This window comes from Demetria terragena DSM 11295, assembly GCF_000376825.1.
GTDB lineage: Bacteria > Actinomycetota > Actinomycetes > Actinomycetales > Dermatophilaceae > Demetria > Demetria terragena.
Genome location: NZ_AQXW01000001.1, coordinates 21845 through 45401 on the forward strand (window position 1 = coordinate 21845; position 23557 = coordinate 45401).

At 64.9% G+C, this 23557-nt stretch carries 21 protein-coding genes and 1 riboswitch; of the genes, 15 read left to right on the top strand and 6 right to left on the bottom strand.

The window, feature by feature from the left end; all coding sequences use genetic code 11:
- The first annotated feature begins 36 nt into the window (after positions 1-36).
- The 4 genes from F562_RS0100105 (at position 37) to F562_RS0100120 (ending at position 5633) form a co-directional block, all read left to right on the top strand.
- A complete protein-coding gene (locus tag F562_RS0100105; protein WP_018154874.1) occupies positions 37-1533 on the top strand; it encodes a hypothetical protein in 1497 nt (498 codons plus the stop codon).
- A complete protein-coding gene (locus F562_RS0100110) occupies positions 1530-3062 on the top strand; it encodes a hypothetical protein (RefSeq protein WP_018154875.1) in 1533 nt (510 codons plus the stop codon). Before F562_RS0100105 ends, F562_RS0100110 begins: the two co-directional genes overlap by 4 nt.
- A gap of 39 nt (positions 3063-3101) precedes the next feature.
- Positions 3102-4568 carry a S10 family peptidase gene (locus F562_RS0100115; RefSeq protein WP_018154876.1) on the top strand — a complete coding sequence of 489 codons (1467 nt, stop codon included), beginning with the start codon at positions 3102-3104 and terminating at the stop codon, positions 4566-4568.
- A 75-nt stretch (positions 4569-4643) separates the two neighbouring features.
- A complete protein-coding gene (locus tag F562_RS0100120; RefSeq protein WP_018154877.1) occupies positions 4644-5633 on the top strand; it encodes a malate dehydrogenase in 990 nt (329 codons plus the stop codon).
- 79 nt (positions 5634-5712) lie between these two features.
- Here the strand turns inward: F562_RS0100120 and F562_RS0100125 are convergent, their stop codons facing one another.
- Both F562_RS0100125 and F562_RS0100130 read right to left on the bottom strand, forming a co-directional pair.
- Positions 5713-5976 carry a DUF3017 domain-containing protein gene (locus F562_RS0100125; protein ID WP_018154878.1) on the bottom strand — a complete coding sequence of 88 codons (264 nt, stop codon included), beginning with the start codon at positions 5974-5976 and terminating at the stop codon, positions 5713-5715.
- 3 nt (positions 5977-5979) lie between these two features.
- Entirely contained in the window at positions 5980-6825 is an 846-nt protein-coding gene (locus tag F562_RS0100130; protein WP_018154879.1) for a bifunctional methylenetetrahydrofolate dehydrogenase/methenyltetrahydrofolate cyclohydrolase, read from the bottom strand.
- A 19-nt stretch (positions 6826-6844) separates the two neighbouring features.
- Here F562_RS0100130 and F562_RS0100135 point away from each other — a divergent pair, with 19 nt between their 5' ends.
- Entirely contained in the window at positions 6845-7315 is a 471-nt protein-coding gene (locus F562_RS0100135; protein ID WP_169333348.1) for a GNAT family N-acetyltransferase, read from the top strand.
- On the opposite strand, the gene F562_RS0100140 is transcribed toward F562_RS0100135, so the two are convergent.
- Both F562_RS0100140 and purH read right to left on the bottom strand, forming a co-directional pair.
- Positions 7312-8289, bottom strand: coding sequence for a DMT family transporter (locus tag F562_RS0100140; protein ID WP_018154881.1), 978 nt, complete (start codon positions 8287-8289; stop codon positions 7312-7314). The genes F562_RS0100135 and F562_RS0100140 overlap by 4 nt on opposite strands.
- Positions 8289-9890: a bifunctional phosphoribosylaminoimidazolecarboxamide formyltransferase/IMP cyclohydrolase gene (purH, locus tag F562_RS0100145; protein WP_018154882.1), complete on the bottom strand. Its 1602-nt coding sequence runs from the start codon at positions 9888-9890 to the stop codon at positions 8289-8291. The genes F562_RS0100140 and purH overlap by 1 nt, the downstream gene beginning before the upstream one ends.
- A gap of 25 nt (positions 9891-9915) precedes the next feature.
- Positions 9916-9996: riboswitch (ZMP/ZTP riboswitch) on the bottom strand.
- Positions 9997-10220: 224 nt separating this feature from the next.
- Here purH and F562_RS0100150 point away from each other — a divergent pair.
- The 10 genes from F562_RS0100150 to F562_RS0100195 all read left to right on the top strand — a co-directional run bounded on the left by F562_RS0100150 (position 10221) and on the right by F562_RS0100195 (position 22373).
- Positions 10221-11717: a sugar transferase gene (locus tag F562_RS0100150; RefSeq protein WP_018154883.1), complete on the top strand. Its 1497-nt coding sequence runs from the start codon at positions 10221-10223 to the stop codon at positions 11715-11717.
- Positions 11718-11725: 8 nt separating this feature from the next.
- A complete protein-coding gene (locus tag F562_RS0100155) occupies positions 11726-12496 on the top strand; it encodes a WecB/TagA/CpsF family glycosyltransferase (protein WP_018154884.1) in 771 nt (256 codons plus the stop codon).
- Positions 12460-14037: a flippase gene (locus F562_RS0100160; protein WP_018154885.1), complete on the top strand. Its 1578-nt coding sequence runs from the start codon at positions 12460-12462 to the stop codon at positions 14035-14037. Before F562_RS0100155 ends, F562_RS0100160 begins: the two co-directional genes overlap by 37 nt.
- Entirely contained in the window at positions 14034-14723 is a 690-nt protein-coding gene (locus tag F562_RS0100165; protein WP_018154886.1) for an IMS domain-containing protein, read from the top strand. Before F562_RS0100160 ends, F562_RS0100165 begins: the two co-directional genes overlap by 4 nt.
- Positions 14724-14784: 61 nt before the next feature.
- Positions 14785-17241 (top strand): fibrinogen-like YCDxxxxGGGW domain-containing protein, encoded by a 2457-nt coding sequence (locus tag F562_RS17485; protein ID WP_018154887.1) that lies wholly within the window; start codon positions 14785-14787, stop codon positions 17239-17241.
- A complete protein-coding gene (locus tag F562_RS17490; RefSeq protein ID WP_018154888.1) occupies positions 17238-18062 on the top strand; it encodes a CDP-alcohol phosphatidyltransferase family protein in 825 nt (274 codons plus the stop codon). The genes F562_RS17485 and F562_RS17490 overlap by 4 nt, the downstream gene beginning before the upstream one ends.
- A complete protein-coding gene (locus F562_RS0100180; protein WP_018154889.1) occupies positions 18062-19294 on the top strand; it encodes a Wzz/FepE/Etk N-terminal domain-containing protein in 1233 nt (410 codons plus the stop codon). Before F562_RS17490 ends, F562_RS0100180 begins: the two co-directional genes overlap by 1 nt.
- 6 nt (positions 19295-19300) lie before the next feature.
- Positions 19301-20587, top strand: a complete 1287-nt coding sequence (locus F562_RS21105; RefSeq protein WP_018154890.1) for an O-antigen ligase family protein — start codon at positions 19301-19303, stop codon at positions 20585-20587.
- A complete protein-coding gene (locus F562_RS0100190) occupies positions 20584-21492 on the top strand; it encodes a glycosyltransferase family 2 protein (protein ID WP_018154891.1) in 909 nt (302 codons plus the stop codon). Before F562_RS21105 ends, F562_RS0100190 begins: the two co-directional genes overlap by 4 nt.
- Before the next feature lie 2 nt (positions 21493-21494).
- Entirely contained in the window at positions 21495-22373 is an 879-nt protein-coding gene (locus F562_RS0100195) for a glycosyltransferase family 2 protein (RefSeq protein ID WP_018154892.1), read from the top strand.
- 21 nt (positions 22374-22394) lie between these two features.
- Here F562_RS0100195 and F562_RS0100200 read toward each other — a convergent pair whose 3' ends face one another.
- The gene (locus F562_RS0100200; RefSeq protein ID WP_018154893.1) at positions 22395-22838 is read right to left on the bottom strand and encodes an FAD synthase family protein; all 444 of its coding nucleotides are present in this window, start codon (positions 22836-22838) and stop codon (positions 22395-22397) included.
- 79 nt (positions 22839-22917) lie between these two features.
- Positions 22918-23553, bottom strand: coding sequence for a phosphoribosylglycinamide formyltransferase (gene purN / locus F562_RS0100205; protein ID WP_018154894.1), 636 nt, complete (start codon positions 23551-23553; stop codon positions 22918-22920).
- Between the last annotated feature and the right edge of the window lie 4 nt (positions 23554-23557).

Sequence of the window (23557 nt, forward strand, 5' to 3'; positions counted from 1 at the left end):
GCGTACGGGGCGCCGTCGGTCTGAGAGGCTGTGGCCATGGCGACGCGACCAACGAAGGCAGGGGCGACCTCCATGGACCCTTCAGCGTCGGACGCCGCCCTGACCGAGCGCGTCGCATGGTTGGCGCGGGTCACCCGCGGGGCCTCCGAGTTCGCCGACTCCGAGGACGACTTTGCCCGCCGGATGGAGATCCACAGCATCTTCGTCGACGGTGAAACCGTCGAGGCGTGGGAGTCAGGAGCCCGACCGATCACGGCTGCCGTCCTGCAGGCCTATGAGACGGTGCTCGGGTTTCCCTCCGGTCGCCTCACCGGCCCGTGCACTGCCTTCAGCAGGCTGCTTGTCGGCCACGGCCTGGAGCCGCCACGGGTCCTGCCTGCGCCCGAAGCCAGGCGCGAACTCGACCGGCTCGCCGATCTCATTCGGAATGGTTTTCCCACGGGCCGCGACTGGATGTCCCTGGCCCACCTGATCACCCAGCCAGAGGGGGCCATGCTTCCTGGGTTCCTGGAACGCGAGTGGCTCTATCAGCTCATCGACGAGATGAGCCGCTCCACCGGCGAGCCCTACCTGACCCGAACCGAGGCTCTGTCTCGCCTCATGGGTCACGAACTGCAGGCGCAACGGCTGGTCGCGCTGGTCCGCGACCGGGTTCACGAAGCAGGCGCCCAGGCCATCGTCGACGTCCTCGCCGTCTGGGGCGCCGGACGTGATCTTGCGAGTGTCGATGCAGCCATCGCCTTGCTGGTGGAAGACGACGAGGCGGTACGCGCCGGAGCCGGGGCCGCGCTCGTCGGCCGCATGTATGCGGGGTCATTCCCCGCGTGGCAGCAGCAACGGCTGAAGGCTGCGCTCGAACTACTCTCGACGCGAGCACCGGCCTCGCTCAGCTCTGAGGAGATCACCCTCGGCACACACCTGGCACCTGAGCTGGGCATCGAGTTGGCTAAGTCTGCTGGACGGTCAGTCAGTGCCCCGGGCTCCGACGAGGCCCCTCCGATCGAGGCGTTCCTGCGAACGGTCTCTCAGCAGGTCGACCTAGACGCGGATCCGGTGCTCGCGGACCTATTGCGAGAGGCGTTCGGCAGCCCGGCGCCGGCATACCGCACGAGGGCAACTCTGATGATCGCCGCAAGTCCGATGGCGCCCGTCGTCGCGCGCGTGTGCCTTGCACTGCACCGTGACCACACCGACGCAGCGCTCAGCCGCGGTGCAGGCCTGATGGTGGGGAACCTGGCTACGCACCTCACTCAAGAGGATCTCCTCGAACTCCTCGCCCTTAAGGAGCCTCGTCGCAGTGCCCACGCGTTGGTGGGCCTAGCGCATTCCTACGGCGTGCCCGACCACATCGATCTTGAGCCGTACATCCTTGAGCCGCAGATCAGCCGCCAAGCGCTCTATGCGGCAGGCATGAGCCAGCACCCGGTCTTGGCGCGCCTCGACCAGATCGCCGAAACACCGGCGGCCGTGCGCCAAACCGCACGGTGGTGGATCGATCACGGCGGCCGCGTGTGGGATTCGGAGCCCGCATGACGTGGGTCGAGGGGCGCGGGCGCGCCAAGAGCATGCCCTTTGACGCCAGTCCAATTCGAGCCCAACGCGTGGATGTCGACGCCCGCGTGAGCTGGTTGATGAGGGTGACCAGGATGGCCTCCCCACTGGGCGGAACCGGGGACACCTTCAGCAAACGGCTCCAGGACGTCGGCATCTATCTCGACGGCCCCGCCATTAGCCGCATGGAGAGCAACCGTCGGCATTTTCCCGCCGAGGTGATCTCGGCGTACGAAACCATCCTGGACCTGGCACCCGGCCAACTGCTCGGCGTCTGCGAGTCGATGCGCCGGACCCTGTCCTATCGGTCGGTTCAACCGCCCCGCACGCTGGACGGTGCCGAATTGCGGCAAGAACTCGACCGCATCAGCGATGTCATCAGGCACGGGCAGCCGTCGGGAGGGGATTGGCTCTCTCTGGCTCACCTCATGACTCAACCCAATGGGATTGTGCTGCCGCGCTTTGTGGAAGACCAGTGGCTCTATCAGCTCATCGATGAGATGTCCCGATCGGCTGGGATCTCCTACATCTCACGTATCGAGGCGATGTCCCGGGTGATGACCAACGATTTTGGTGCCGCCCGCATGCTTGAGGTTGGCCTCGATCGCATCCGCGAATTGGGCGTCCAGTCCACCAGCGATGTCCTGCACGTTTGGGGGGATGGTCACGACTCAGCGAGTGTCGACGCGGCCATCATCCTGCTCAACGACGACAGCCTGGAGATCCAACGCGGGGCCGCATTAGCGCTCCTCCAGCGCGTGATCGAAGGTCGGCTGGATGTCGACCAGGTCGCGCGCGTTGTCGAGAGCACCCGTCGACTCGCTCGTGACGGTCGACCCCAGGCCTCGGCAAATGCCTACATGCTCGGACGACGGCTCTCACCCGAGTTCGGCGCCGAGATCCTCGCCACGACAGGCATTACTCCCGGCTCAGATCCGGCCAGCGGACGGATCGATCAGACGCCCCCGGAGCTCCACCGGTACCTGGATGCCGGACGCGAAATCTCGGGCCTCGAGAACGACCTCATGCTCGAACGCCTCCTGCGCGAGGCGCTGACCTTCGACTTCCCGGAGCGGCGGTTCCAGGCGCGCATGATGCTCGGCGCCAGTCCGTATGCGGCCTGCATCGCCGAAGCCGCTCTCAACATCGTCGGCAAGAGCGAGTCGGTACTCGCTCGCCAGTCTGCGATTTTGCTCCTCAGCCATCTGTCGAACCACGTCAGGACCGAAGACCTCGAACCGTTCTTGACCTCATCAGATCCCTATATTCGCGGGAAGACGCTCGTCGCGCTCGCCCACGGTCCTGGGGCTAGCCACGATCTCGACATGCATGTCCACCTCCTCGACCCTGAGGTCGCGCACTTCGCCGTCTATGCGGCCGGGATGATGCGCCACCCGGACCTCGAGACCGCGGCAACCCACCGGCTCGTACCCGCAGAGGTCCGCCATTCAGCGCAGTGGTGGCAGCACCGAGGTGGCCGGGTCGATGACCCCACCCGTGAGAGCAGTTAGGGACTCCGCTCTGCTCAGCACACGGGTTACCGTGAGGCCGTGACCTCCACACCAGATCAACCCGACACCACAGCTCCGGTCGAACCCACTGATGACCTGGTCAGCACCAGTCACACCCTGCGCAGTGGTGAGGACGCGCTGTCCTACACCGCCACCGCGGGGCGGATGGTCTTGCGCGAAGACGTGATCAAGGACGACGTCTTCACCGGTCGGCGGGCCAAGGCTCAAGTCGGGATCACCGCGTACACCCTGGATGACGTCGACCCAGGAACGCGACCGGTCACCTTCGCCTTCAACGGTGGGCCCGGCTCATCCAGCGTGTGGCTACACCTGGGCCTGTTGGGTCCACGCCGGGTTGACATGGGTGATGCCGGTGCCCTTGCCGCGCCGCCGTACGGCCTTCTCGACAACGCAGAGACGCTGCTGCACGTCAGCGATCTGGTGTTCATCGACCCCGTCTCGACCGGGTGGTCGCGCGCCGCCGACGGTGAAAAGTCCAAGGACTTTCACGGCTATGCCCGGGACATCGAGACCGTGGCTGAAATCATCCGGCTCTGGACCACCCGCAACGGCCGGTGGGCCTCCCCCAAATTGATCGCGGGCGAGTCCTACGGGACGACCCGTGCGGTCGCGCTGGCCGAGCACCTGCAGTCCAAGCACGGCATGTACCTCAACGGTCTGGTGCTCATCTCTGCCGTCCTCGACTTCGGTTCGCTCGACTTCGACATCCATCGCAATGACCGTGCGCACGCGCTCTACTTGCCGCACTATGCCGCGACGGCCCACTTCCATGGCCTGCACCAGGGTCACAGTGTCGAGTCGGTCGTCGCCGAAGCCGAGGCCTATGCGACCGGGGACTATCCCAGGGTGCTGGCCCTGGGATCGCGTGCGAGTGCCAAAGACCGCGCCGACGCGGTTGCCACGGTCGCCCGCCTCGCGGGCCTGTCCGAGGACTATGTCGATCGAGCGGACCTGCGGATTGAGCACTGGCGTTACTACGGTGAGTTGCTGCGCGGCAAGGGCCGCACCGTCGGCCGACTGGACTCCCGCTTCACCGGTGTGGCGGCATCGGGGATCGCCGAGTCCATGGATGCCGACCCCTCGATGGACGCCATCGTCGGGCCGTACGCCACCACCTGGAATCACTATGTGCGCTCTGAGCTGGAAGTGACCGCCGAGGCTCCGTACCGGATCTTCGGGGATGTCCATCCATGGAGCTACCGGGAGTTCGAGGCCAAACCGGTCTATGTCGTCGACAAACTCGAACGGGCGATGCGCCAGAACCCCCACCTGCGAGTCCACGTCGCCTACGGCTATTACGACGGAGCCACGCCGTTCTCCGCCAGCGAGGACGTCATCGCCCACCTCGCGCTGCCGCAGGAACTTCGCGAGAACATCGAGCACCGCTACTACGACGCGGGCCACATGATGTACATCCACCAGCCCAGCCGGGTTCAACAAAGCGCCGACCTCGCCGAGTTCGTCCGTCGAAGCTGCGGGGACTAGCCCGCAAGGCCGCGACCCCGGTGCGGTAGCGTCCAAGTCGTCAGTTGGAGCCGCCCACATCACTTGGGAGAGAACGTGAGCACCACACCCATCAAGGTCGCCGTCACCGGCGCAGCCGGCAACATCGGATACAGCCTGCTGTTCCGTATCGCGAGCGGATCGCTCTTCGGGCCGGACCAGCCGGTCGAGTTGCGCCTGCTGGAGGTCACGCCAGCCCTGAAGGCCCTCGAGGGCGTGGTCATGGAGCTGGATGACAGCGCCTTCCCGCTGCTCGCTGGTGTCCAGATCGGCGACGACGCTAAGACCGTGTTCGACGGCGTCAACCACGCACTGCTCGTCGGTGCGAAGCCACGCGGCCCGGGCATGGAGCGCGGCGACCTACTCAAGGACAACGGCGGCATCTTCGGCCCGCAGGGCAAGGCCCTGAACGAGGTCGCAGCCGACGACATCAAGGTGACGGTGACCGGAAACCCGGCCAACACCAACGCCCTCATCGCGATGAACAACGCCCCCGACATCCCCCGCGAGCGCTTCACCGCGCTGACTCGCCTGGATCACAACCGGGCCATCGCCCAGCTCGCGGCCAAGGTCGACGCGACGGTCGGCGACATCAAGCACATGACCATCTGGGGCAACCACTCCGCGACGCAGTACCCCGACCTGTTCCACGCGCAGGTGAAGGGTCAGGTCGCTGCCGACGCGGTGGGCGACCAGGACTGGATCGAGAACACCTACATCCCCACCGTCGCCAAGCGCGGCGCGGCCATCATCGAAGCTCGCGGAGCCAGTTCGGCGGCGTCTGCGGCATCGGCCACCATCGACCACGCCCGCGACTGGCAGCTGGGCACACCCGAGGGTGACTGGGTATCGATGTCGGTCGTCTCGGACGGCTCGTACGGCGTCCCCGAGGGAATCATCTCCTCCTTCCCCGTCACGGTGAAGGACGGTCAGTGGTCCATCGTTCAGGATTTGGAGATTGACGACTTCTCCCGCGCCAAGATCGACGCCTCCGTCGCCGAGCTGGTCAGCGAGCGCGACACGGTGAAGGACCTCGGCCTCATCTGATCCACCAGCCTTAACTGCGACGTGTGCCCCTTAACCGGGAAATTTCCCGGTTAAGGGGCACACGTCGCAGTTGGGGTGTTCAGGCGAGCTTGACGGTGCCCACGATGATGAGGACGGCGAGCCCGAACACGGCATACAACGCCACGTCGAACCACCGACCTCGGACCGACAGTGCCATGACGTTGTCGGCAGGCAGGAGGCCGCGACCGGCGCTGGCGAGCAGCAAGGCCCCGCCCAGCAGGAAGCCACCGGCGCGTACGCCGCCCACCGCCATGACGGTGACCGAGACGACCACCGCAACGGCCAACGCCGCCCAAACTGGGCCCAACCGTTCAGGTGCCATCGATCAGTCCGCGGCCTGTTCAGCGGCGCGTACGACATTGGTCAACAGCATGGCGCGCGTCAGCGGACCGACTCCACCCGGATTCGGCGACATGAACCCCGCGACCTCGGCGACCTCAGTCGCCACATCACCAGCCACCTTGCCGTCGACTCGGGAGACGCCGACGTCCAGGACTGCTGCGCCAGGTTTGATCATGTCGGCGGTGATCAGACCGGGGACGCCTGCCGCAGCGATGACGATGTCGGCCGCCCGCGTGTGCTCTGCCAGGTCACGGGTGCCGGTATGACACAGGGTCGTCGTGGCGTTTTCGCTACGGCGCGTGAGGAGGAGGCCGAGTGGGCGACCCACCGTCAACCCCCGTCCGACGACCACCACTTCGGCCCCGTTGAGAGGCACGTCATAGCGACGCAACAGCTCGATTGCACCGATCGGCGTGCATGGCAGTGGGCCGTCTTCGCCGAGCACCAGTTTGCCCAAGTTGGTCGGGTGCAAGCCATCGACATCTTTGGCCGGGTCAACGCGCGACAGGAGGGCGAACTCATCCAGACCGGTGGGCTGTTGCACCAGGAATCCGGTGCAGGCCGGGTCGGCGTTGAGTTCGTCGATCACTGCCTCGACCTCGGCCTGGCTCGCGCCCGCCGGTAGATCGCGTCGGATTGAATTGATGCCAATGGCAGCACAGTCTTTGTGTTTGGCGCCGACGTACCAGGCACTGCCCGGGTCATCACCAACCAACACGGTGCCGAGGCCAGGGACCACGCCGCGCGTCGCGAGCGCGGCGACGCGCTCTCGCAGTTCGTCCTTGATCGCAGCCAACGTGGCTTTGCCGTCAAGCAGAGTCGCAACCATAGGGCCTTATCCTGCCATGGTGAGTTCACCGCCTTGGACCGTTCGCCCGGTCTCCTATCTCGACCCGGTCGTCCAGCAACTGGTGTCGGAGTTGAACGCTGAGGAACGCCAACGCTATGGCGCAAACGACGCGGGCCCCTCTCCGGTGACATCCGACGAATTCGCTTATCCGTCGGGCACATTTCTCCTTCTTCAGGATGCGCAAGGCGTGATTGGGTGCGGCGGAATCCGTACGCACGGAGCCGATGCAGAGATCAAGCGCATCTATATCCGCCAGCAGCGCCGACGGCACGGCTTCGCTCGGCATCTGATGGTGGCTCTGGAGGAGTACGCCCGGGGTCGTTCGTTCTCTCGCATCATCCTGGAGACTGGCACCGCACAACCCGAGGCGATGGCGTTGTACGACACGCTCGGCTACATCCCGATCCAGCCCTATGGCCACTACCGGGACTACCCCGAGTCACGCTGCTATGCGAAGTGGTTGATCTAAACCTCTGGACGAGCGGCTGCCACCGACGGCCGCCTGGCGCTCATCAGGCCCGCCCCGAGTGCGGCGAGAAGGCTGATCCCCACCCCGATGAACAGCGCTGGCTCGATCGACGAGCGAACGCTCGGTGTCAGAAGGTCCAGTCCCAGAGCACTCAGCAGCTGACCCGCCACGGAGACCAACCCAAAGGTCAGCACACCGACCTCGTGCACCGCCCATGACATGATCGCGATAAACGTGATCCCGCACAGGGCGCCCAGCCAGGACCACCACGGCGCGCCGGACGGGAACGCCCACGAGCCGGATTGGGTCACCAAGGTCACGAGGGCGACGACGACCAGGATCACCATCCCGAAGAAGAAGTTCTGCCAGGTCGTTGCGAGCGGTTGACCAACCACGTGGTTGACCTGCGAGTTGATGCTCTGCTGCACGGCGACCGCCCCACCGATCAGGACTGCCAGCACGATCGGCGCTACCGCGATCGCGGCCGCGCCGCCACGACCGGTTGCCGACACCGCGACTCCGAGAAGGCCCAAGAGAGCGAAGCCGATTCTCGATCGGGTCACGGCATGTTTGCCGCCTGAACCCCAGCCGAGCCGGTCGACACCCAGTCCCGAGGCGGTTTGCCCGGCGAGCGTCGCCACACTAAAGATGGCGACGCCGACCAGCGGTACGGCAAACGTCTGCGCGGCGACAAAAAGCCCACCAATGAGCCCACCGAGGCACTGGAACCAACGGAGACGACCGTCGCGTACGGCCGTCGGGATGTCGCGCACGGAGGCGCGTACCCGCGGCATCAGGAACAACAGCACTGTCAGGATCACCAGACCTGAGCCAAACGACCACAGCGCAGCCATGATGGGCCGACCGCTTTGCTCGCTCAACGTGCCGTTGATCCGTGACTGCAGCGCCAGCAGTGCGCCGCAGGCAAAGGCGCCGAGCAAGGACAGGGTGCGGGTGCGCGAACCGGATTCCATCAGTGCGCGAAGTGGCGTGCGCCCGTGAAATACATCGTGACGCCCGCCTGTTCCGCCGCCTCGATTGTCTCGGCGTCACGTTTGGAGCCACCTGGTGCGACCACGGCTCGCACTCCGGCGTCCAGCAGAACCTGAAGCCCATCGGCGAACGGGAAGAACGCATCGGAGGCTGCGACGCTGCCGCGAGCTCGATCGGCTCCGGCTCGCTGTACCGCTAGGTGGCAGGAGTCCACTCGGTTGACCTGGCCCATGCCGATCCCCACCGAGGCACCATCACGCGCGAGCAGGATGGCGTTGGACTTCACCGCCCGGATCGCCCGCCAGGCGAAGGCCAGATCGTGCAATGTCGACTCGGATGCCGCCGTCCCGGCCACCAAGCGCCAGTCGGCGACGGTGTCACCGCCGACGACCGCACCGGACTCGTCGGTCACCTGAGCGTCGAGTCGGTCGAACTCCTGCAACAAGGCACCACCGCTGATCATGCGGATGTCCACCTCGCCTGGCCGACCATCGGTCCTCAGCAGGCGAATCGCCTTCTTACGCTGGAGGATTTCCACGGCCTCCGGCTCGTAGTCGGGGGCCACGACGACCTCGGTGAAGATGTCTTTGACCGTTTCGGCCATGGCGGCACTGACCGTGGTGTTGGTGGCGATCACGCCACCGTAAGCCGACACCGGATCACACGCATGGGCCTTGGCGTGAGCATCGGCAACATCCGAACCCACTGCAATGCCACAGGGGTTCGCGTGTTTGATCACGGCGACGGTCGGCTGATCACCATGGTCGTACGCCGCCCGCATCGCGGCATCGGCATCGACGTAGTTGTTGAAAGACATGTCCTTGCCGTGCAGTTGCTCGGCGTGCGCGAGGCTACTGCCGTCCCGCGCGGCCGGATCTGCATACAACGCCGCCTGCTGGTGCGGGTTCTCGCCATAGCGCAGCCCCCGCTCCTTGGTCCAGGTCTGACCAAACCAGCCGGGTAGGTCGCGCTCTGAGGCACCCTCGCCGGCGAATCGCTGCATCCACGACGCGACGGCAACGTCATAGCTCGCGGTGTGTTCAAACGCTTCCGCCGCCAACTGCTGACGCTCGGCGAGGGTGAATCCCCCTGCGGCCACAGCGTTTTCGATGTCTGGGTAGCGATCGGGAGAGGTGACGATAGCCACTGTCGGGTGGTTCTTCGCTGCCGCGCGCACCATCGACGGGCCGCCAATATCGATCTGCTCCACACACTCATCCGGTGACGCCCCAGAGGCAACGGTCTGGGTGAACGGGTACAGATTGCTCACCACCAGGTCGAACGGCTCGACACCGAGTTGGTCGAGCTGCTGCACGTGCTCAGCCTTGCGGGAATCGGCCAGAATTCCGGCGTGCACCATCGGGTGCAAGGTCTTCACGCGGCCCTCGAGGCATTCCGGGAAGCCCGTCAGATCTTCGACCTTGGTGACGGGAATCCCGAGACTTTCGATGAGGGCAGAGGAACCGCCCGTGGAGACGAGCTCGATCCCCACAGCGTGGAGCCCGCGGGCGAGGTCATCAAGGCCGGACTTGTCATAGACACTGATCAGCGCGCGGCGCAACGGTCGACGGTCGGGGGTCATGGCGTTCCTTGTCCTGTTGACACCGTGAGCGCACCCAGGCGGGCGATGCGCAGCCTTCAGTCACTCCCCGATGGTTGGCCCATCTACGCCAGTCGTGATGACCGTGAGTCTACCGAGGACGGTCCGTGGCGGCCCATCCGAGGTCGCGACCGCGGCCATGCCACTTGACAACAGTGTCCACTTTTAGGAACAGTGTTCTTCACACGTAGCGCCGCGGGGACTTGGGGCGTTTCGTTTCAGGGAGCCCATGAATGCGCCGACATCTGTCGGCATCCGTTGACCAGGCGTGCAGACGTGCCTCCCGTCAATCTAGACCAGGGAGGGGCATCGATGCAGCACATGGGTCTACGGCGTCCAGGGGATTCCACACACGAAGGCCTCGACGCCGACGCTGCGATCCCCCAGAGCGCACCGCGCCCCGCACCGCAGTGGATTCCGCGATATCGCCGCGCTGCTGTCGTCCTCGATGCTCTGGCGGCCATGGCCGCCGTCTGTGCTGCGCATGTGGCAAGCGTGGCGCTTGGCATGCCCTCACCGGTGCCTGCTGGGTCAAATCTGCTCCTGCTTCTGGCGCCCGTCGTGTGGATTGCCAGCCTTGCACTCTCGCGCGCCTATGACCAACGCCACCTGGGCGACGGACCGAGCGAGTACGGCACCATGCCGCAGGCGGCCGTCCGGCTGCTCGCCGCGGGTGCGGTTGTCGGAGCACCCTTCCTCGGGCACCTCCCCCGCTGGGGAACCCTGCTCGTGCTGATCGGCCTGCCGGTCGCCGTCACGTTGTCTTTGGTGCTTCGCTATCTCTTGCGGCAGTCGCTGCACCGCGCCCGGAGCCAGCATGGCCGGGCCATGCAGCGCACCGTAGTGCTGGGTTGCCAAGAGTCAGTCTCAGAACTTGTCACGGAGTTCCGGCGAGAATCGACCCGCGGCTTCCTCGCCGTCGGTAGCTGCACGCCGACCGCAGACCCTCTCCCCGGTTTGCCGTTCGGCGGGTTGCTCCACTCACCGCTGCCGACGATTGACGCAGCCCAGGCTGACGTCGTGGTCGTTGCTCACCCGTCCGGGCTGGACTCCACCGCCCTCCGCCGGTTGTCGTGGGCCCTGGAAGAACGCGGCGTTGAACTCATGGTCGCCCCAGGAATCACCGAGGTCGCTGGCCCCAGGCTGTCGATTCGGCCGTCGGCCAGCCTGGCGCTCTTGCACGTCGAAAGCCCCGCCTCCAGTGGCGGCGCCCTCGTGGGCAAAGTCATCTTTGACCGCATCGTCGCGTTCGCGCTGGGACTCATCTTGCTTCCCCTATTCATCATCGTTGCTCTCTGCGTCAAGGTCGATAGCAAGGGCCCAATCTTGTTTCGCCAGAAGCGAATTGGTGCACGCGGCGAACCATTTTCGATGGTCAAATTCCGGTCGATGTCTACCGATGCCGAGGCTCGCTTGGCAGACCTTCAGCGCGCAAAGAACGATGGAAGTGGCCCGCTCTTCAAGCATCGACACGACCCTCGGGTGACTCGTATTGGCCGGATCCTGCGCCGCTATTCGTTGGATGAACTCCCGCAGTTGTGGAATGTCCTCACTGGTGACATGTCGCTCGTCGGCCCCCGTCCCCCACTCCCATCTGAGGTGGCCACCTATGAGCCCGATGCCGTGCGCCGATTGCGGGTTCGTCCTGGCCTCACCGGCCTGTGGCAGGTCAGCGGTCGAAGCGACCTGTCGTGGGATGAGTCGCTACGTCTCGACTTGCGGTACGTCGACAACTGGTCGGTGATGTTCGACCTACAGATTTTGTGGCGCACCGTCCGTGCTGTGGTCCGCGGACACGGGGCCTACTAACGATGCACATGTCGACTGCAGCTACAGCGCACGTCACCCCGGGCGTCCAAGTCGCGGGGGTCGCCCTACTCGATGGCACGGTGGACTCTCTGGCACAACACCTGGTCGGGCTGGTGCATGCGCCTGGCACGGACGTCGCAGTCGGGGTCAACGCACACGTGATCAACCTCGGGCAACGGGACGCCTCGCTCCGGGAGTTTCTGGGTACCTCGCTGAACTATGCGGACGGCCAGTCGGTGGTATGGGCGGGTCGCTTCCTCGGCGGTCAAGTCACTGAGCGAGTCGCCACGACCGATCTTGCCGAGCCGTTGCTGCGCGAAGCCGCCGCCGCCGACCTTCGAGTGTTCTTCTTCGGCAGCGCTCCCGGTGTAGCCGATCGCGCCGCCAGTCGACTGCGAGAGCAGATTCCCGGACTCCAGATTCGCGCGTGTGATGGATATCCCGACGACATGGACCAGGTGCTCTACCAGATCGCCGACCATCAGACGGCGATCTTGTTCGTCGGTCTGGGCGATCCCCTGCAGCAGCAATGGATTACCCGCCACCGCGCCGACCTCCCATCACTGGTCTTGACCTGCGGTGGACTATTCGACTGGCTGAGTCAGTCCAATCCACGAGCGCCCCACTGGATGATCGCCGCCGGGCTGGAATGGCTCTGGCGGCTTGGGCTCGAGCCCCGCCGACTCGGACGTCGCTACGTCGTCGGCAATCCAGCGTTCATTGCCACCGTGTTGAAACAACGGTGGACGACCACTGCATCCACGTGGGGCCAGCGTTGACCGCCGGCGTCTCCCAGCCAGGCGCTCCCCCGTCGTCAGCCCGGACCGAGAAGCCCACTCCCTCAGACCTGGCACGTGGTGGCGCCATAGGTCTCGCGGGCTCGATCACCGGATCGGTGATGGGGCTCTTGCTGGTCATCGTGCTGGGCAACATGCTGGGCGACACCGGAGCGGGAGTCGTCCTGCAGGCCATTGCCGTCTTCACGGTCGCCCTCGCGGTGGGCCGCTTCGGCATGGACTCGACGGCTCTGTGGCTGCTCCCCCGGCTGCGTGAGGACTCCCCCGAACAGGTCCGTGCCGCCGTACGATTGCTTCTGCTCGGTGCCGCCGCCGCAGGTCTCGCGAGCGCAGCGGTGCTCTACCTGACGGCAGGACTCATTCCGACCGACCAATCGTCGTTGAACCAGTCCATTCGCTCGGTCGCGTGGGCGCTGCCCATCGCCGCGACCGCGTTGGTGGCGCTCGCGGTGAGTCGCGCTCTTGGCGGGTTGCGAACGTACGCGCTCATTGGCAACGTCGTGCTGCCCACCTCACGAGTATTGGCCGTCCTCATCGCAGCCGGAGCTGGTCTATCAACGACCGGCGTCGCTGCGGCATGGGCGGTCATGCTGGTTCCCGCGCTGCTGCTGGCCCTTGGCGCAGTTCATCGGCAGTTGGCCTTTGAGCTCGGGTCGGTTCCTCGGCAGTGCCCCCGCGAACTGCCTGGCCGCGTCATGCGCTTCGGACTTCTGCGAGTTGTCTCGGCGGTCCTGGAGCAGATGCTGTTGTGGCTCGATGTCGTGCTCGTCGGACTTATTGCCGGCCCCGCCGCGGCGGGCGTCTACGGCGCTGCCAGTCGACTCGTCATGGCCGGTACAGTGGTCGATACCGCCATTCGTACGGTCGTGTCGCCCTGGTTCAGTCGTGCGGTGCACCGCAAGGACACGGCCGGTCTAGCGGACATATTCCGGACCGCAACCACGTGGCTGGTGCTGTTTGGAACGCCGATTCATCTGCTGCTCGCGTGCTTCGCACCGTTGCCACTGTCACTCGTTGGCCCCGAATTTGCTTCGGGCGCCTCGGTGGTCACGATCCTGTGCATCGGGGCGATCGTCACCTTCCTTGCCGGCAATGTCCATTCACTCCTCGTGATGAGTGGCCGCAGCGGCCTCGCCGCGACAAACAAGGCCATAGCGGTCGCCGTAAACCTAGGCTTGGTCGCCATCCTCGTGCCTCGGTGGGGAATCGTTGGCGCCGCGATCGCGTGGTCAGCTGCCACGATGCTGGACGCGGCACTCGCGGGCACTCAGGTGCGCTCAACGCTTCACCAGTCCGTCTGGTCAGCAGCAGCGTTTCGGCCGTTGACCGCGGGGCTGATCACGGTCGGGCTTCCAGCGCTCCTGTGCCGGGTGCTTCTCGGCGCCACCTGGACCTCGCTCGCTGTCGCACTCGCCGTCGGCGCGGCGGCATTCATCGTCTGGATCAGGCGTGATGCCCAAGCCTTCCAGATCGCCGCCTTAACCAGCATTATCCGTCGACCGACAGCGGGAGCTGCCACATGAGTTCCGCCTTCAAGACTTTCACCTCAACCCTTCTAGGTCTGGCCGTGCTGACGTCCTGCTCGACGTCAGAGGAAAAGGCTGATCGCTCTAAGGCGCCGTCTGAGCAACCCAGCGCAACCTCAGCCGGGGTGGACTCCACACCCAGTGCTATCGCTCCCACCGCGTCCCCCACGTCCGCGCGGGCCCGCGCCAAAGGCTCCGATGCGCCCACCTCAGCGAGCCGTCGATCGGCGCGCTCATCACAAGCCGCGCCGACTGCGGCGCTACCCAAGACCAAGCCCGGTCCGATTGACCGCGGCAGGGCCACGACTCTTGTCAGCACAGTGGTCGGACAGTCGGTCGCCCCAGTCCCTAGTGACCGCAGCCTGCAAAAGGTCTTCGACCCCGTTGCGACCGGAGACTTTCTGGCCGAGCTCAAAGCCCGACGTAGCGAGCTGCAGACCAACGGCTGGACCGAGCAAGGTGGGGTTGAAGTGGTGTCGGTGAAAGTGACCCCACGCAGCAATGGAAAAGCAACGGTCACGGCCTGTTTGGACCAGTCTGAGGTACGCGTGATCGACGCCAACGGGAAAAGGCTCCCGGCGTCCAGCGTGCCTCGGGCGCAGCACATCTACGACCTCACTCAGCGCTCAGACAAGTCTTGGCGCATCACCGCACACCGCTTCCCTAACGACCCAACCTGTTGACCGGACCCGGTTGGTTCCCGCCAATCAGTCCACCCAACTTGACTGCAACTGAAGGAGATTCATGGCATCTCAGTCCGGGCGACCGACTAGCGCGTTGGCTGCAATCCTGGCCGCAATGGTCATACTTCCTGTCTCATTGGTGATCGGCACGGCGGCATCGACCGCCAATACAGCCGCAGTTCCCGACGGACAATCTCCGGCGACTGCAGCAGCATCGTGCTGGGAGATTGCGCACAACACGCCGGGGGCGCCAAGTGGGGACTACTGGTTGGTGACGCCTGCTCTGGGCGCTCCCGAGCAGTTTTACTGCGATCAGACCACCGACGCCGGCGGATGGGTCTTGGTCGGACGCGGACGCGAGGGCTGGTCAGAATCGATCACCGGAGCCGGGACGTCCGCTGACGTGCGATCGCCGGTCACCGGTCCCGGAGCTTTTGTCCCGAAGCAGCTTTCGGGCGAGGCGATTGATGGGCTCAATAACGACCAACCGATCGGTGACCTGACCGACGGCATCCGACTCAGGCGTGCGACCAACTCAGCCGGAACGACGTGGCAAGAGGCACGCTTCTCCATATCGTCGCCGCGGGACCGGTGGTCGTGGGATTTCGGAAACGCGCAGCCCGTCGGCGACTTCTCCTTCGACACGTACAAAGGGTCCGGAGGTACCACGGGTCACTTCGGTCTTAATGGTTACACCTTTGCAGTGCATACCTTGACCAACGCGAAGCTGGGCTGGGAGAAAGGGTTCGCCTACGGCAACCTGTCCAAGGCCACCTCATCCGAGGACAGCTACGTCAGGTCGACGGTTGCCTCTGGCCGCTACCCGCGCCCGTTTACTCAGGTGTTTATCCGACCAAAGCTCACCTCAGCCGACATTTTCTCCGAGATTCCCGACACGGGAACACCAGCAAGCGCTGCTCCTGTCGCCGCGAGCACGTACGCCGAGCCTCAGCGATGGGGCGTCAGCGGCCTTGGCGCAGGGCCGTTGGAGAAGGAAGGAAGTAACGAGGTTTCCGGGTTTGCCGAGTCCGGAAAAACCGTGTTCGTCGGGGGCAACTTCACTCACGTGCAACGCTCCCGGTCGGGAACGGATCAGCAACCTCAGGCGTATCTGGCTGGCTTCGATCGCGAGTCCGGCGACTGGGTCTCCACGTTCCGCCCGACGTTCAACAATCAGGTCAAGGACGTCATTGCCCTTCCGGGCGGACGGATCGCCGTGGGCGGCTTCTTCACCGAGGTGAACGGTCAACCCCGCGACGGGTTGGTCGTTCTGGACGCAACAACCGGGCAGATCGACGAGACATTCTCTGGGCGCCTACTCAACGCCATTAGTGGAGGCGTTCCCTCTGTCCGATCACTCGATGTCCAAGACGGCTGGCTCTACGCCGCGGGAGCCTTTACGCACTCGGTCGGCGATGGCCGCAAGACCTACACCAAAGGCGCCTCGCGATTCGACATCGCGACCGGCAGTCCCTCGCCGTGGAACCCCGAACTCAACGCCACGGTGATGAGCATCGACGCTTCCGCGCGTGGGGATCGGGTGTATTTCGCGGGCTTCTTCACCCAGTCGCGCGGACGTGCCGCCGACAAAGCTCTCGCTCTGCGCACCGACTCCGAAGAGATCGTGCCGTGGACCCCCAAATTCGCGCTGCCTGAGCAGAACTACCAGCAGGCTGTTCTCGAGGTTGGCGACCGGGTCTGGCTAGGTGGCTCCCAGCATCAACTGATGAGCTACCACCGCGAGGGACTCGGTTTGGCTTCGTCCGACATCGCCCTTCAGGGTGGTGACTTCCAAGCGCTTGCGACGGACGGCACTGCGGTCTACGCCGGCTGTCACTGCTTCAGCGTCACCTTCTCCGGCGCGACCACTTATCGCGGCTTCAAGGTCGCGCCTGGTCCGGACTGGCACGCAGCGGACGCGATCTATGCCTCTGGGGCGTGGAGCGCCGCCGATGGCAAACGGATTCCGGCGTTCAATCCCAAGCTCAACACCGCTCGTGGAGCAGGCGCCTGGGCCCTCTTTGTCGACTCCACTGGCGCTCTGTGGCAGGGAGGAGACCACACCTACTCGACGCGCAGGGACGGCACCCGGCAGTGGTCGGGTGGTTTTGTACGCCACGCAGCGGCTGACCCCACGCCACCCACCGTTCCCTCTGCGCCTGAGGCACGCACGGTGCCCGACGGCGTCAAACTCAGTTGGCTGGCCGCGACCGACAATCGTGCTGTCACCCACTACGAGGTTCTTCGAGACGATCGGCCGATTGCGTCGGTCTCAGGGACGTCTGTCACGGTGCCATCCGGACCTGACGGCGCTCGCTACTTTGTTCGGTCCGTCGATGGTGTCGGCAATCGATCCGCGAGCACTGCGGCGTTCCAGGTCGCTGCGACACCGACACCACCGACGCCAACGCCGACACCAACCTCGACCGCCACGCCCACTCCCACAGGGACTCCGACGCCTACCGCATCGGAGCCTCCGGCCCCCACAACATCAACGACAACTGAGGCCACTCCTTGACCCAGACAGCGCCACCTGAACGTCAGCAGAAGTCAGCCGCTGCACCACGGTTTTCTGACCACCTGCACAATCTGAACCGCGCGCAAAAGAGCGGCGTGGGCGTTCCCGCCTACACCCGTTGGGTCAACCGGCGCCTGGCCCGAGGCGTGGCCGCGGGTGCTGCAGTGATCGGTCTCGGGCCGAACGGGGTGACCGTGATCAGCGGCGCGGTATCGCTGGTCGCCCTGATATTCCTCATCGTGCTGCCACCGGCTGTCGGCACAGGGCTGCTCGTGGCCGCACTCCTCGCGCTGGGTTACGTCCTTGACTCTGCCGATGGGCAGGTAGCCCGGCTGACAGGTCGCGCCGGCCCGACGGGCGAGTGGCTCGATCACGTGGTCGATGCCTTTCGCACCCCGGCGATCCATCTGGCGTGTGCCGTAGCGACCTTCGTCCATTACAGCGACAACCTGGTACTGATGGCTGGCGCAATGGGCTACGCGCTGCTCAGCAGCGGCCAGTTCATGAGCCAGATCCTGGCTGAGCAGCTCGTCGGCCGCGAGCCAGCAAGGACAGGGGGCAAGGTCACCCGACCTCAGGAGCAAGAGTCCTCGGGACTCACCAAGTCCTTTGTGCTGCTGCCGAACGATATGGGCATGGTGTGCTGGTGCTTCGCGCTCTGGGGTGTGACGCCAGCCTTCACAGTGGCCTACCTCGTCCTGTTCGCGCTCAATGGCGCGCACTCGATGATCTCGATGCGACGCAAGTACGTGCGCCTGCAGCAGGTGACTGCCTTGGCTCACGGAGATGCAGGCAACGCACGCAACGAAGGCGGGGCCTGATGGAGTTCGACGCCTCTGACACGACCTCGCTACCGCTACGGCATTACACCCGCGTGGTGGCGCGGGGTTGGCGTCTGATCGCGCTCTGCACGGTGCTGGGATTGCTCGCGGCCGCTGCGTACCTCTTCCTGGCACCGCGTCAGGTGACGGCAACGGCGCGGGTCTCGCCATCGGTGATTACCAGTGTGCCTTTCGACCCAGACCATGCTCCATCAAAGATCCTCGACCCCGCCCGCGAAAAGGCCACGGCGAACTCTTCTGCGGTAGCCAGGGAGGCAGCAAAAGCGCTGCCTGAAACGACGTCGGAGCAGGTACGACAGGCCAGCAGCATTGAGGTGAGCTCGGAAGGCGTCGTCGCAACCGTGACCTACACATCCGACTCAGCCAGCCGTTCGCGGGTCGGGGCCGACACGGTGGCAAAGGCTTACATCGCGCATCGAAAGACCACCGCCGAAGTGAAGATTCGCAAAATTGCAGGCACCCTCGATCGACGGATCAAGGCGCTTGGCAGAGATCTTTCCCGAGCTGAGGCGACTCTCGTCGACACCGACGAGGGCGGCCCAGCTCATGCGGAAGCGCTCTCAGCCAAGACTCGCGCCGAGACCGGTTTGGGCGATCTCTACAGCGACCGGCACGACCTGCTGGCCATCGACACTGCAGGCGGGGAGGTGCTCGCATCCGCTGACGAGACGGCGCTGACCTCCTCACCACGAACCCCGGTCGTTCTGGCTAGCGGACTCGGAGCCGGCTTCATTCTTGGCCTCCTCGCCGTCTTCGCACGGCGACGCTTCGACCGGGTCATTCGGTCCGCCGAAGACGTGTCCGAAGACCTGAACCTTCCCGTCCTGGCAGTTTTCCCACGCCAGCGAGGTGACATCTCCGATGCCGGCGCGGTCGTCCGAGAGCGGCTGTTCCACGCTCTCGCCCCAAAGGCCGAGGCGGTGGCCATGATCGACGCTTCGACGGAGTACGACCCCATGGTCGAGCACTCAGTGATCAGCGCACTGGACGAGAGCACCAGCAGCTCGATCGTCCTAGACACCTGCTCAGTTGCCGACCCAGCATCGACTCAGCTCGAAGTCATCCGTCGTGCTGATGCGGTCCTGATCATGGCAAGGCTTGGCGCGACCAGCCGAGATGTCGTGGCGACCATCCGTGATCGCTCTCGCTCGCTCGACACTCCAGTGGTGGGAGTCGTTTTGACCCACGGACCCCGCTCCGCGAAGCAGTGACGAGCAATGCCCACCGCGCTACCCCGCTGGCCGATTGCCGCCATGTTTGTCCCGTTTGGGCTGTGGTGGGTACTCGGGCTGGCCGAGATGGCGTGGATCCCGATCGCCGGTGCGATGGCGATGCTCCTGGTTCGACGCGGGCAGGTACGCCTGCCACGCGGAAGTGGAGTGCTACTCCTGTTCCTCGCGCTCATGACCGTCTCAGTCATCGGCATCGATGCGCCGGGACGGCTCGTCGGCTTCACCTTTCGTGCATTGCAGTACTTCGCTATAGCAACAGCTTTCGTCTACGTCTACAACGCCAGACGTGAGATCGGAGTCACTTGGCTGCTAGGAGTCCTGACAACGTTTTGGCTCTGGGTGGTCGCGGGAGGGTTCCTTGGGCTCCTGGCTCCGTTGCTGTCGTTCCGCACCCCACTGGGCCTCGTACTTCCGGCCTCGATCCAGGCCAATGAGTTGGTACAAGAGATGGTCATGCGCCGCACCACGCAATGGAATCCGGGGAGCTGGGTTGACTCCGGTCCGCGGCCGTCCGCGCCCTTTCTCTACACGAACGGATGGGGTAGCGCCTACTCCCTCCTACTGCCGTTGGTCATTGCCTATGCCATGCGCATTCCGCACAACCGCAAGTGGATTGGCCTGCTTGTGCTCATTCCGCTCTCGGCAATTCCTGCGGTCCTTACGCTCAACCGAGGCATGTTCGTTGGTCTCACTGTCGCTGCTCTCTGGGTGGCGCTGCGGCTGGCCGCTGCCGGACGTGCGCGCGCCGTACTCACCCTTGGTGCCGGCGCTGGTGTGGGCATCTTGGTGGGGTGGCTACTCGGGGCCGCTGACCGCCTCTCCCAACGACTAGCCACGAGTTCGAGCACCGAGGACCGGGCCAACCTTTATGCCGAGGCCATCACCCGCACCCTCCAGTCCCCGCTATTCGGCTATGGCGCACCGAGACCCTCGTACAGCGAAGGTGCGCCCTCCGTCGGCACCCAGGGTCAGGTATGGATGGTGCTGTTCTCTCACGGTTATCTTGCGCTTGCGGTGTTCCTTGCCGGATTGGTGCTGCTCATCGTCGGGACCTGGAGGTGGCAGATACATGGAGCCGCTGGCCTGGCCATCAACGCCGTCCAGGTCGCCCTTCTGGTCGAAGCGTTCTTCTACGGGCTGCTCCCCACTCCTCTGACCGTCGCTCTGATCGCCGCGGCGGTCGTGCTTCCCCGCACCGGCGTACCAGAAGCACCACCCGATCGAATCAAGACAATACGTACGAAAACCGCTGCCCCTCAAGGAATCCCGTGACCTACGTAGCCACCGTTGTGATCCCGACGCGCGACCGGCCAGAGCTTGTGCGGCGCACCGTGCGCTCGGTGCTGGCGCAGACCGACCTGCCCGGTCCGCTCGAGATCGTCGTCGTCTACGACGGGCGACCCACCGACGACCTGGCCGACCTCGAACGCGGCCCGCACACCGTGCTTGCGATCAAGAACACGCGCCGCCAGGGACTAGCGGGAGCCCGCAACACTGGCGCACTTGCCGCGACCGCGCCCTTAGTCGCCTTCTGTGACGACGACGATGAGTGGCTGCCGACTAAACTCGTCCGCCAGCTTCCCCTGCTTGATATGCCAGACGTGGTGCTTGCCGCCACTGGCTCAACGATCGCTTCTGCGGGCGGCGAGCGGGAGCGCCTTGCCCCAGAACGGATTTCGCTCGATGACCTGTTGATTTCCCGCGAGTTCTCCGTGCCGTCCTCATCGTTCCTGCTACGAGCTGACTCGCTAAGGGGAGACCTTGGGCTCGTCGATGAAGAGCTGCCTGGCTCGTTCGCAGAGGACTACGACCTCATGCTGCGCGCCGCACGGCTCGGCCAGGTTGCGACCGTGCCCGACGCGCTGACTGTGGTCCACTGGGACCGCCCGTCTTACTTCAGCGAGAAGTGGCTGCGCATTGCCGACGCGTTGACCTACCTTCTGGAAAAGCACCCGGAGTTCAAACGGTCGGCCCAGGGCCAGGCGCGCATCGAAGGCCAGATCGCATTTGCCTATGCCGCGGTAGGCGCCCGCGACGACGCTCGGCGCTGGGCTCGCCGGGCCCTTGGCCACAACCCTCGACAACCGCGGGCATACCTCGCGTTGATGGTTAGCCTGCGTCTTGTCTCAGCCGATCGCATTCTGGTGGAACTCAATCGGCGTGGCCGGGGAATCTGAGTATGCCGCGGATCTCTGTTCTGATGCCCGCCTTCAACGCCGAGGCAACCGTGCAAACCGCTGCAACCAGCACCTTGAGGGCGCTGCCACAGGACTCAGAGTTGGTGGTTCTCGACGATGGCAGCGCCGACAACACGGCATCGGTTCTCGAGCAGATTCGCGACCCCCGGTTGAGGGTCGTCCGGGGCGAGAACCGCGGGCCGGCCCTGGCTCTCCAGTCGCTGCTGCAAAGCACCGACAGCCTATTCGTTGCCCGGATGGACGCCGACGACCGTTGTCTTCCCACGCGATTCAAGGCCCAACTCGGCGCAATTGGAGACGCCGAGGTCATTTTCACCACGGTGCGGTCGTGGGATGGCAACACACGCCCGCATCCCCCGCGCCCATTGCCCGTCTCCGCTCTTGAGTTTCCCTTTCACCTGCTGCTTACTAATCCGGTCGCACATCCAACCATGCTGGCTACCCGGTCCGTACTGAGTGCCGCCGGCGGGTACCGGGACGTCCCTAGCGAAGATCTTGACTTGTGGTTACGACTGTGTGCCAACGGTGTTCGCCTGAAACGTCTGGCGCGACCCGGTGTCGACTACCGCACGCACGCTGCACAGATCACCGCGGCACGCGACTGGCGGCAGCGCTCTTGGCGCGACGAGCGCACCAACCAGGCGTATGCCGCGCTGGCTGAACACATACTGGGTCAGCGCGCAATGCGGATCACCACCTTGTCAGTGGCAGACCTAAGCAGCGCAGAGAAAGCCCGCAACATGACCTCGTTCGCGGAGGCATTTCGCACGGCTATCGCGGTGCTGCCTCCGCTGGCCCGCATGCGAGCAGAGCGCCAGTTGAGAGCCCGTGAAAAATGGTTCTGGGGCGAACTGCGCTAAGCGAGCGACCGAAACCTGCCGTTACGAGACCCGCTGATCGAGCGTCTGCCGTAGCAGCGTGCTGGAGGTTTGAACGGTGTAGGGCAGATAGAAGACCTCGACGCCTACTGCTGCAAAGTCACGTTCAAGTCGCTGTCCCTTGGGTGTTCCTCGCCAGTCATCTCCCTTGAAGATGACGTCGAACGGGTGCTCCCGCCAGACATCGAGCTTGCTCGGCACATCTTCGACAATCGCCTCATCGACAAACCGAATGTGTTTGACGATCTCGAGTCGCTCGGCTAACGGGATAACCGGGACCTTGCGCTTGGCGCGCAGGGACATCCCGTCGCTCACCACACCAGCGATGAGATAGTCGCAGCGCTCACGAGCGCGCTGCAGAATATTCAGATGACCAATATGGAACAGGTCATAAACCCCGGGCGCATACCCCACGCGCAGTTCCTTGTTCGCAGCGTCATATCTCACGCCGAGCCCTCCCCTGTCGTGCCAGCCATGCGCTCTCTCGGCACCGGCTCAGGGAGTCTATCTCATAAGTGAACGGTGTTCATGACCTAGGCGGGGGTCCGTCCCCTACCCGCACCCGGCGCCCGTCAATCCGAAAACCCTCGCGCGCCATACGGCCGACGTAGTCGACAAGCATCGCCCGCTCGTGCACCTTGATTCGCTCGTGCAGCGAACCCTCGGTGTCATCGTCGCGCACCTCGACGATCCGCTGGTCCAGAATCGGGCCACTGTCTACGCCGTCGTCGACCAGGTGGATGGTGGATCCGGTGACCTTGACGCCGTAGGCCAGCGCATCGTGAACGCCATGCGCCCCGGGGAAGCTCGGCAGCAGTGCGGGGTGGGTGTTGAGGATCGGGGCCACGGTCAGCATGTCTGGTCCGACGATCTTCATGAATCCGGCGGTCACGACGAGAGCAGGTGCCTCGGCTCGCACCCGGGCCGCCAGGGCGGCGTCCCACTCCGAGCGGCCGGGATAGTCGCGCACTCGCTCAACAAAGGTCGGGATGCCTGCACGCTCGGCCCGAGCCAACCCCTCGATGCGGCCACGGTCAGCACCGACGGCCGCGATGCGCACGCCGTACGCCGGATCGGCTGTCGCATCGATCAGCGCCTGCAGCAGGGTCCCCGACCCAGAGACCAGGACGACGATGTCGACGGGATCAGGAGTGGACGGCACGCGG

Excerpts from the sequence above, each read along its gene's own strand:
- F562_RS0100105 (WP_018154874.1), top strand. The coding sequence starts at position 37 with ATGGCGACGCGACCAACGAAGGCAGGGGCGACCTCCATGGACCCTTCA.
- F562_RS0100110 (WP_018154875.1), top strand. The coding sequence starts at position 1,530 with ATGACGTGGGTCGAGGGGCGCGGGCGCGCCAAGAGCATGCCCTTTGAC.
- F562_RS0100125 (WP_018154878.1), bottom strand. The coding sequence starts at position 5,976 with ATGGCACCTGAACGGTTGGGCCCAGTTTGGGCGGCGTTGGCCGTTGCG.
- F562_RS0100130 (WP_018154879.1), bottom strand. The coding sequence starts at position 6,825 with ATGGTTGCGACTCTGCTTGACGGCAAAGCCACGTTGGCTGCGATCAAG.
- F562_RS0100140 (WP_018154881.1), bottom strand. The coding sequence starts at position 8,289 with ATGGAATCCGGTTCGCGCACCCGCACCCTGTCCTTGCTCGGCGCCTTT.
- purH (WP_018154882.1), bottom strand. The coding sequence starts at position 9,890 with ATGACCCCCGACCGTCGACCGTTGCGCCGCGCGCTGATCAGTGTCTAT.
- F562_RS0100150 (WP_018154883.1), top strand. The coding sequence starts at position 10,221 with ATGCAGCACATGGGTCTACGGCGTCCAGGGGATTCCACACACGAAGGC.
- F562_RS0100155 (WP_018154884.1), top strand. The coding sequence starts at position 11,726 with ATGTCGACTGCAGCTACAGCGCACGTCACCCCGGGCGTCCAAGTCGCG.
- F562_RS0100165 (WP_018154886.1), top strand. The coding sequence starts at position 14,034 with ATGAGTTCCGCCTTCAAGACTTTCACCTCAACCCTTCTAGGTCTGGCC.
- F562_RS17485 (WP_018154887.1), top strand. The coding sequence starts at position 14,785 with ATGGCATCTCAGTCCGGGCGACCGACTAGCGCGTTGGCTGCAATCCTG.
- F562_RS0100180 (WP_018154889.1), top strand. The coding sequence starts at position 18,062 with ATGGAGTTCGACGCCTCTGACACGACCTCGCTACCGCTACGGCATTAC.
- F562_RS21105 (WP_018154890.1), top strand. The coding sequence starts at position 19,301 with ATGCCCACCGCGCTACCCCGCTGGCCGATTGCCGCCATGTTTGTCCCG.
- F562_RS0100195 (WP_018154892.1), top strand. The coding sequence starts at position 21,495 with ATGCCGCGGATCTCTGTTCTGATGCCCGCCTTCAACGCCGAGGCAACC.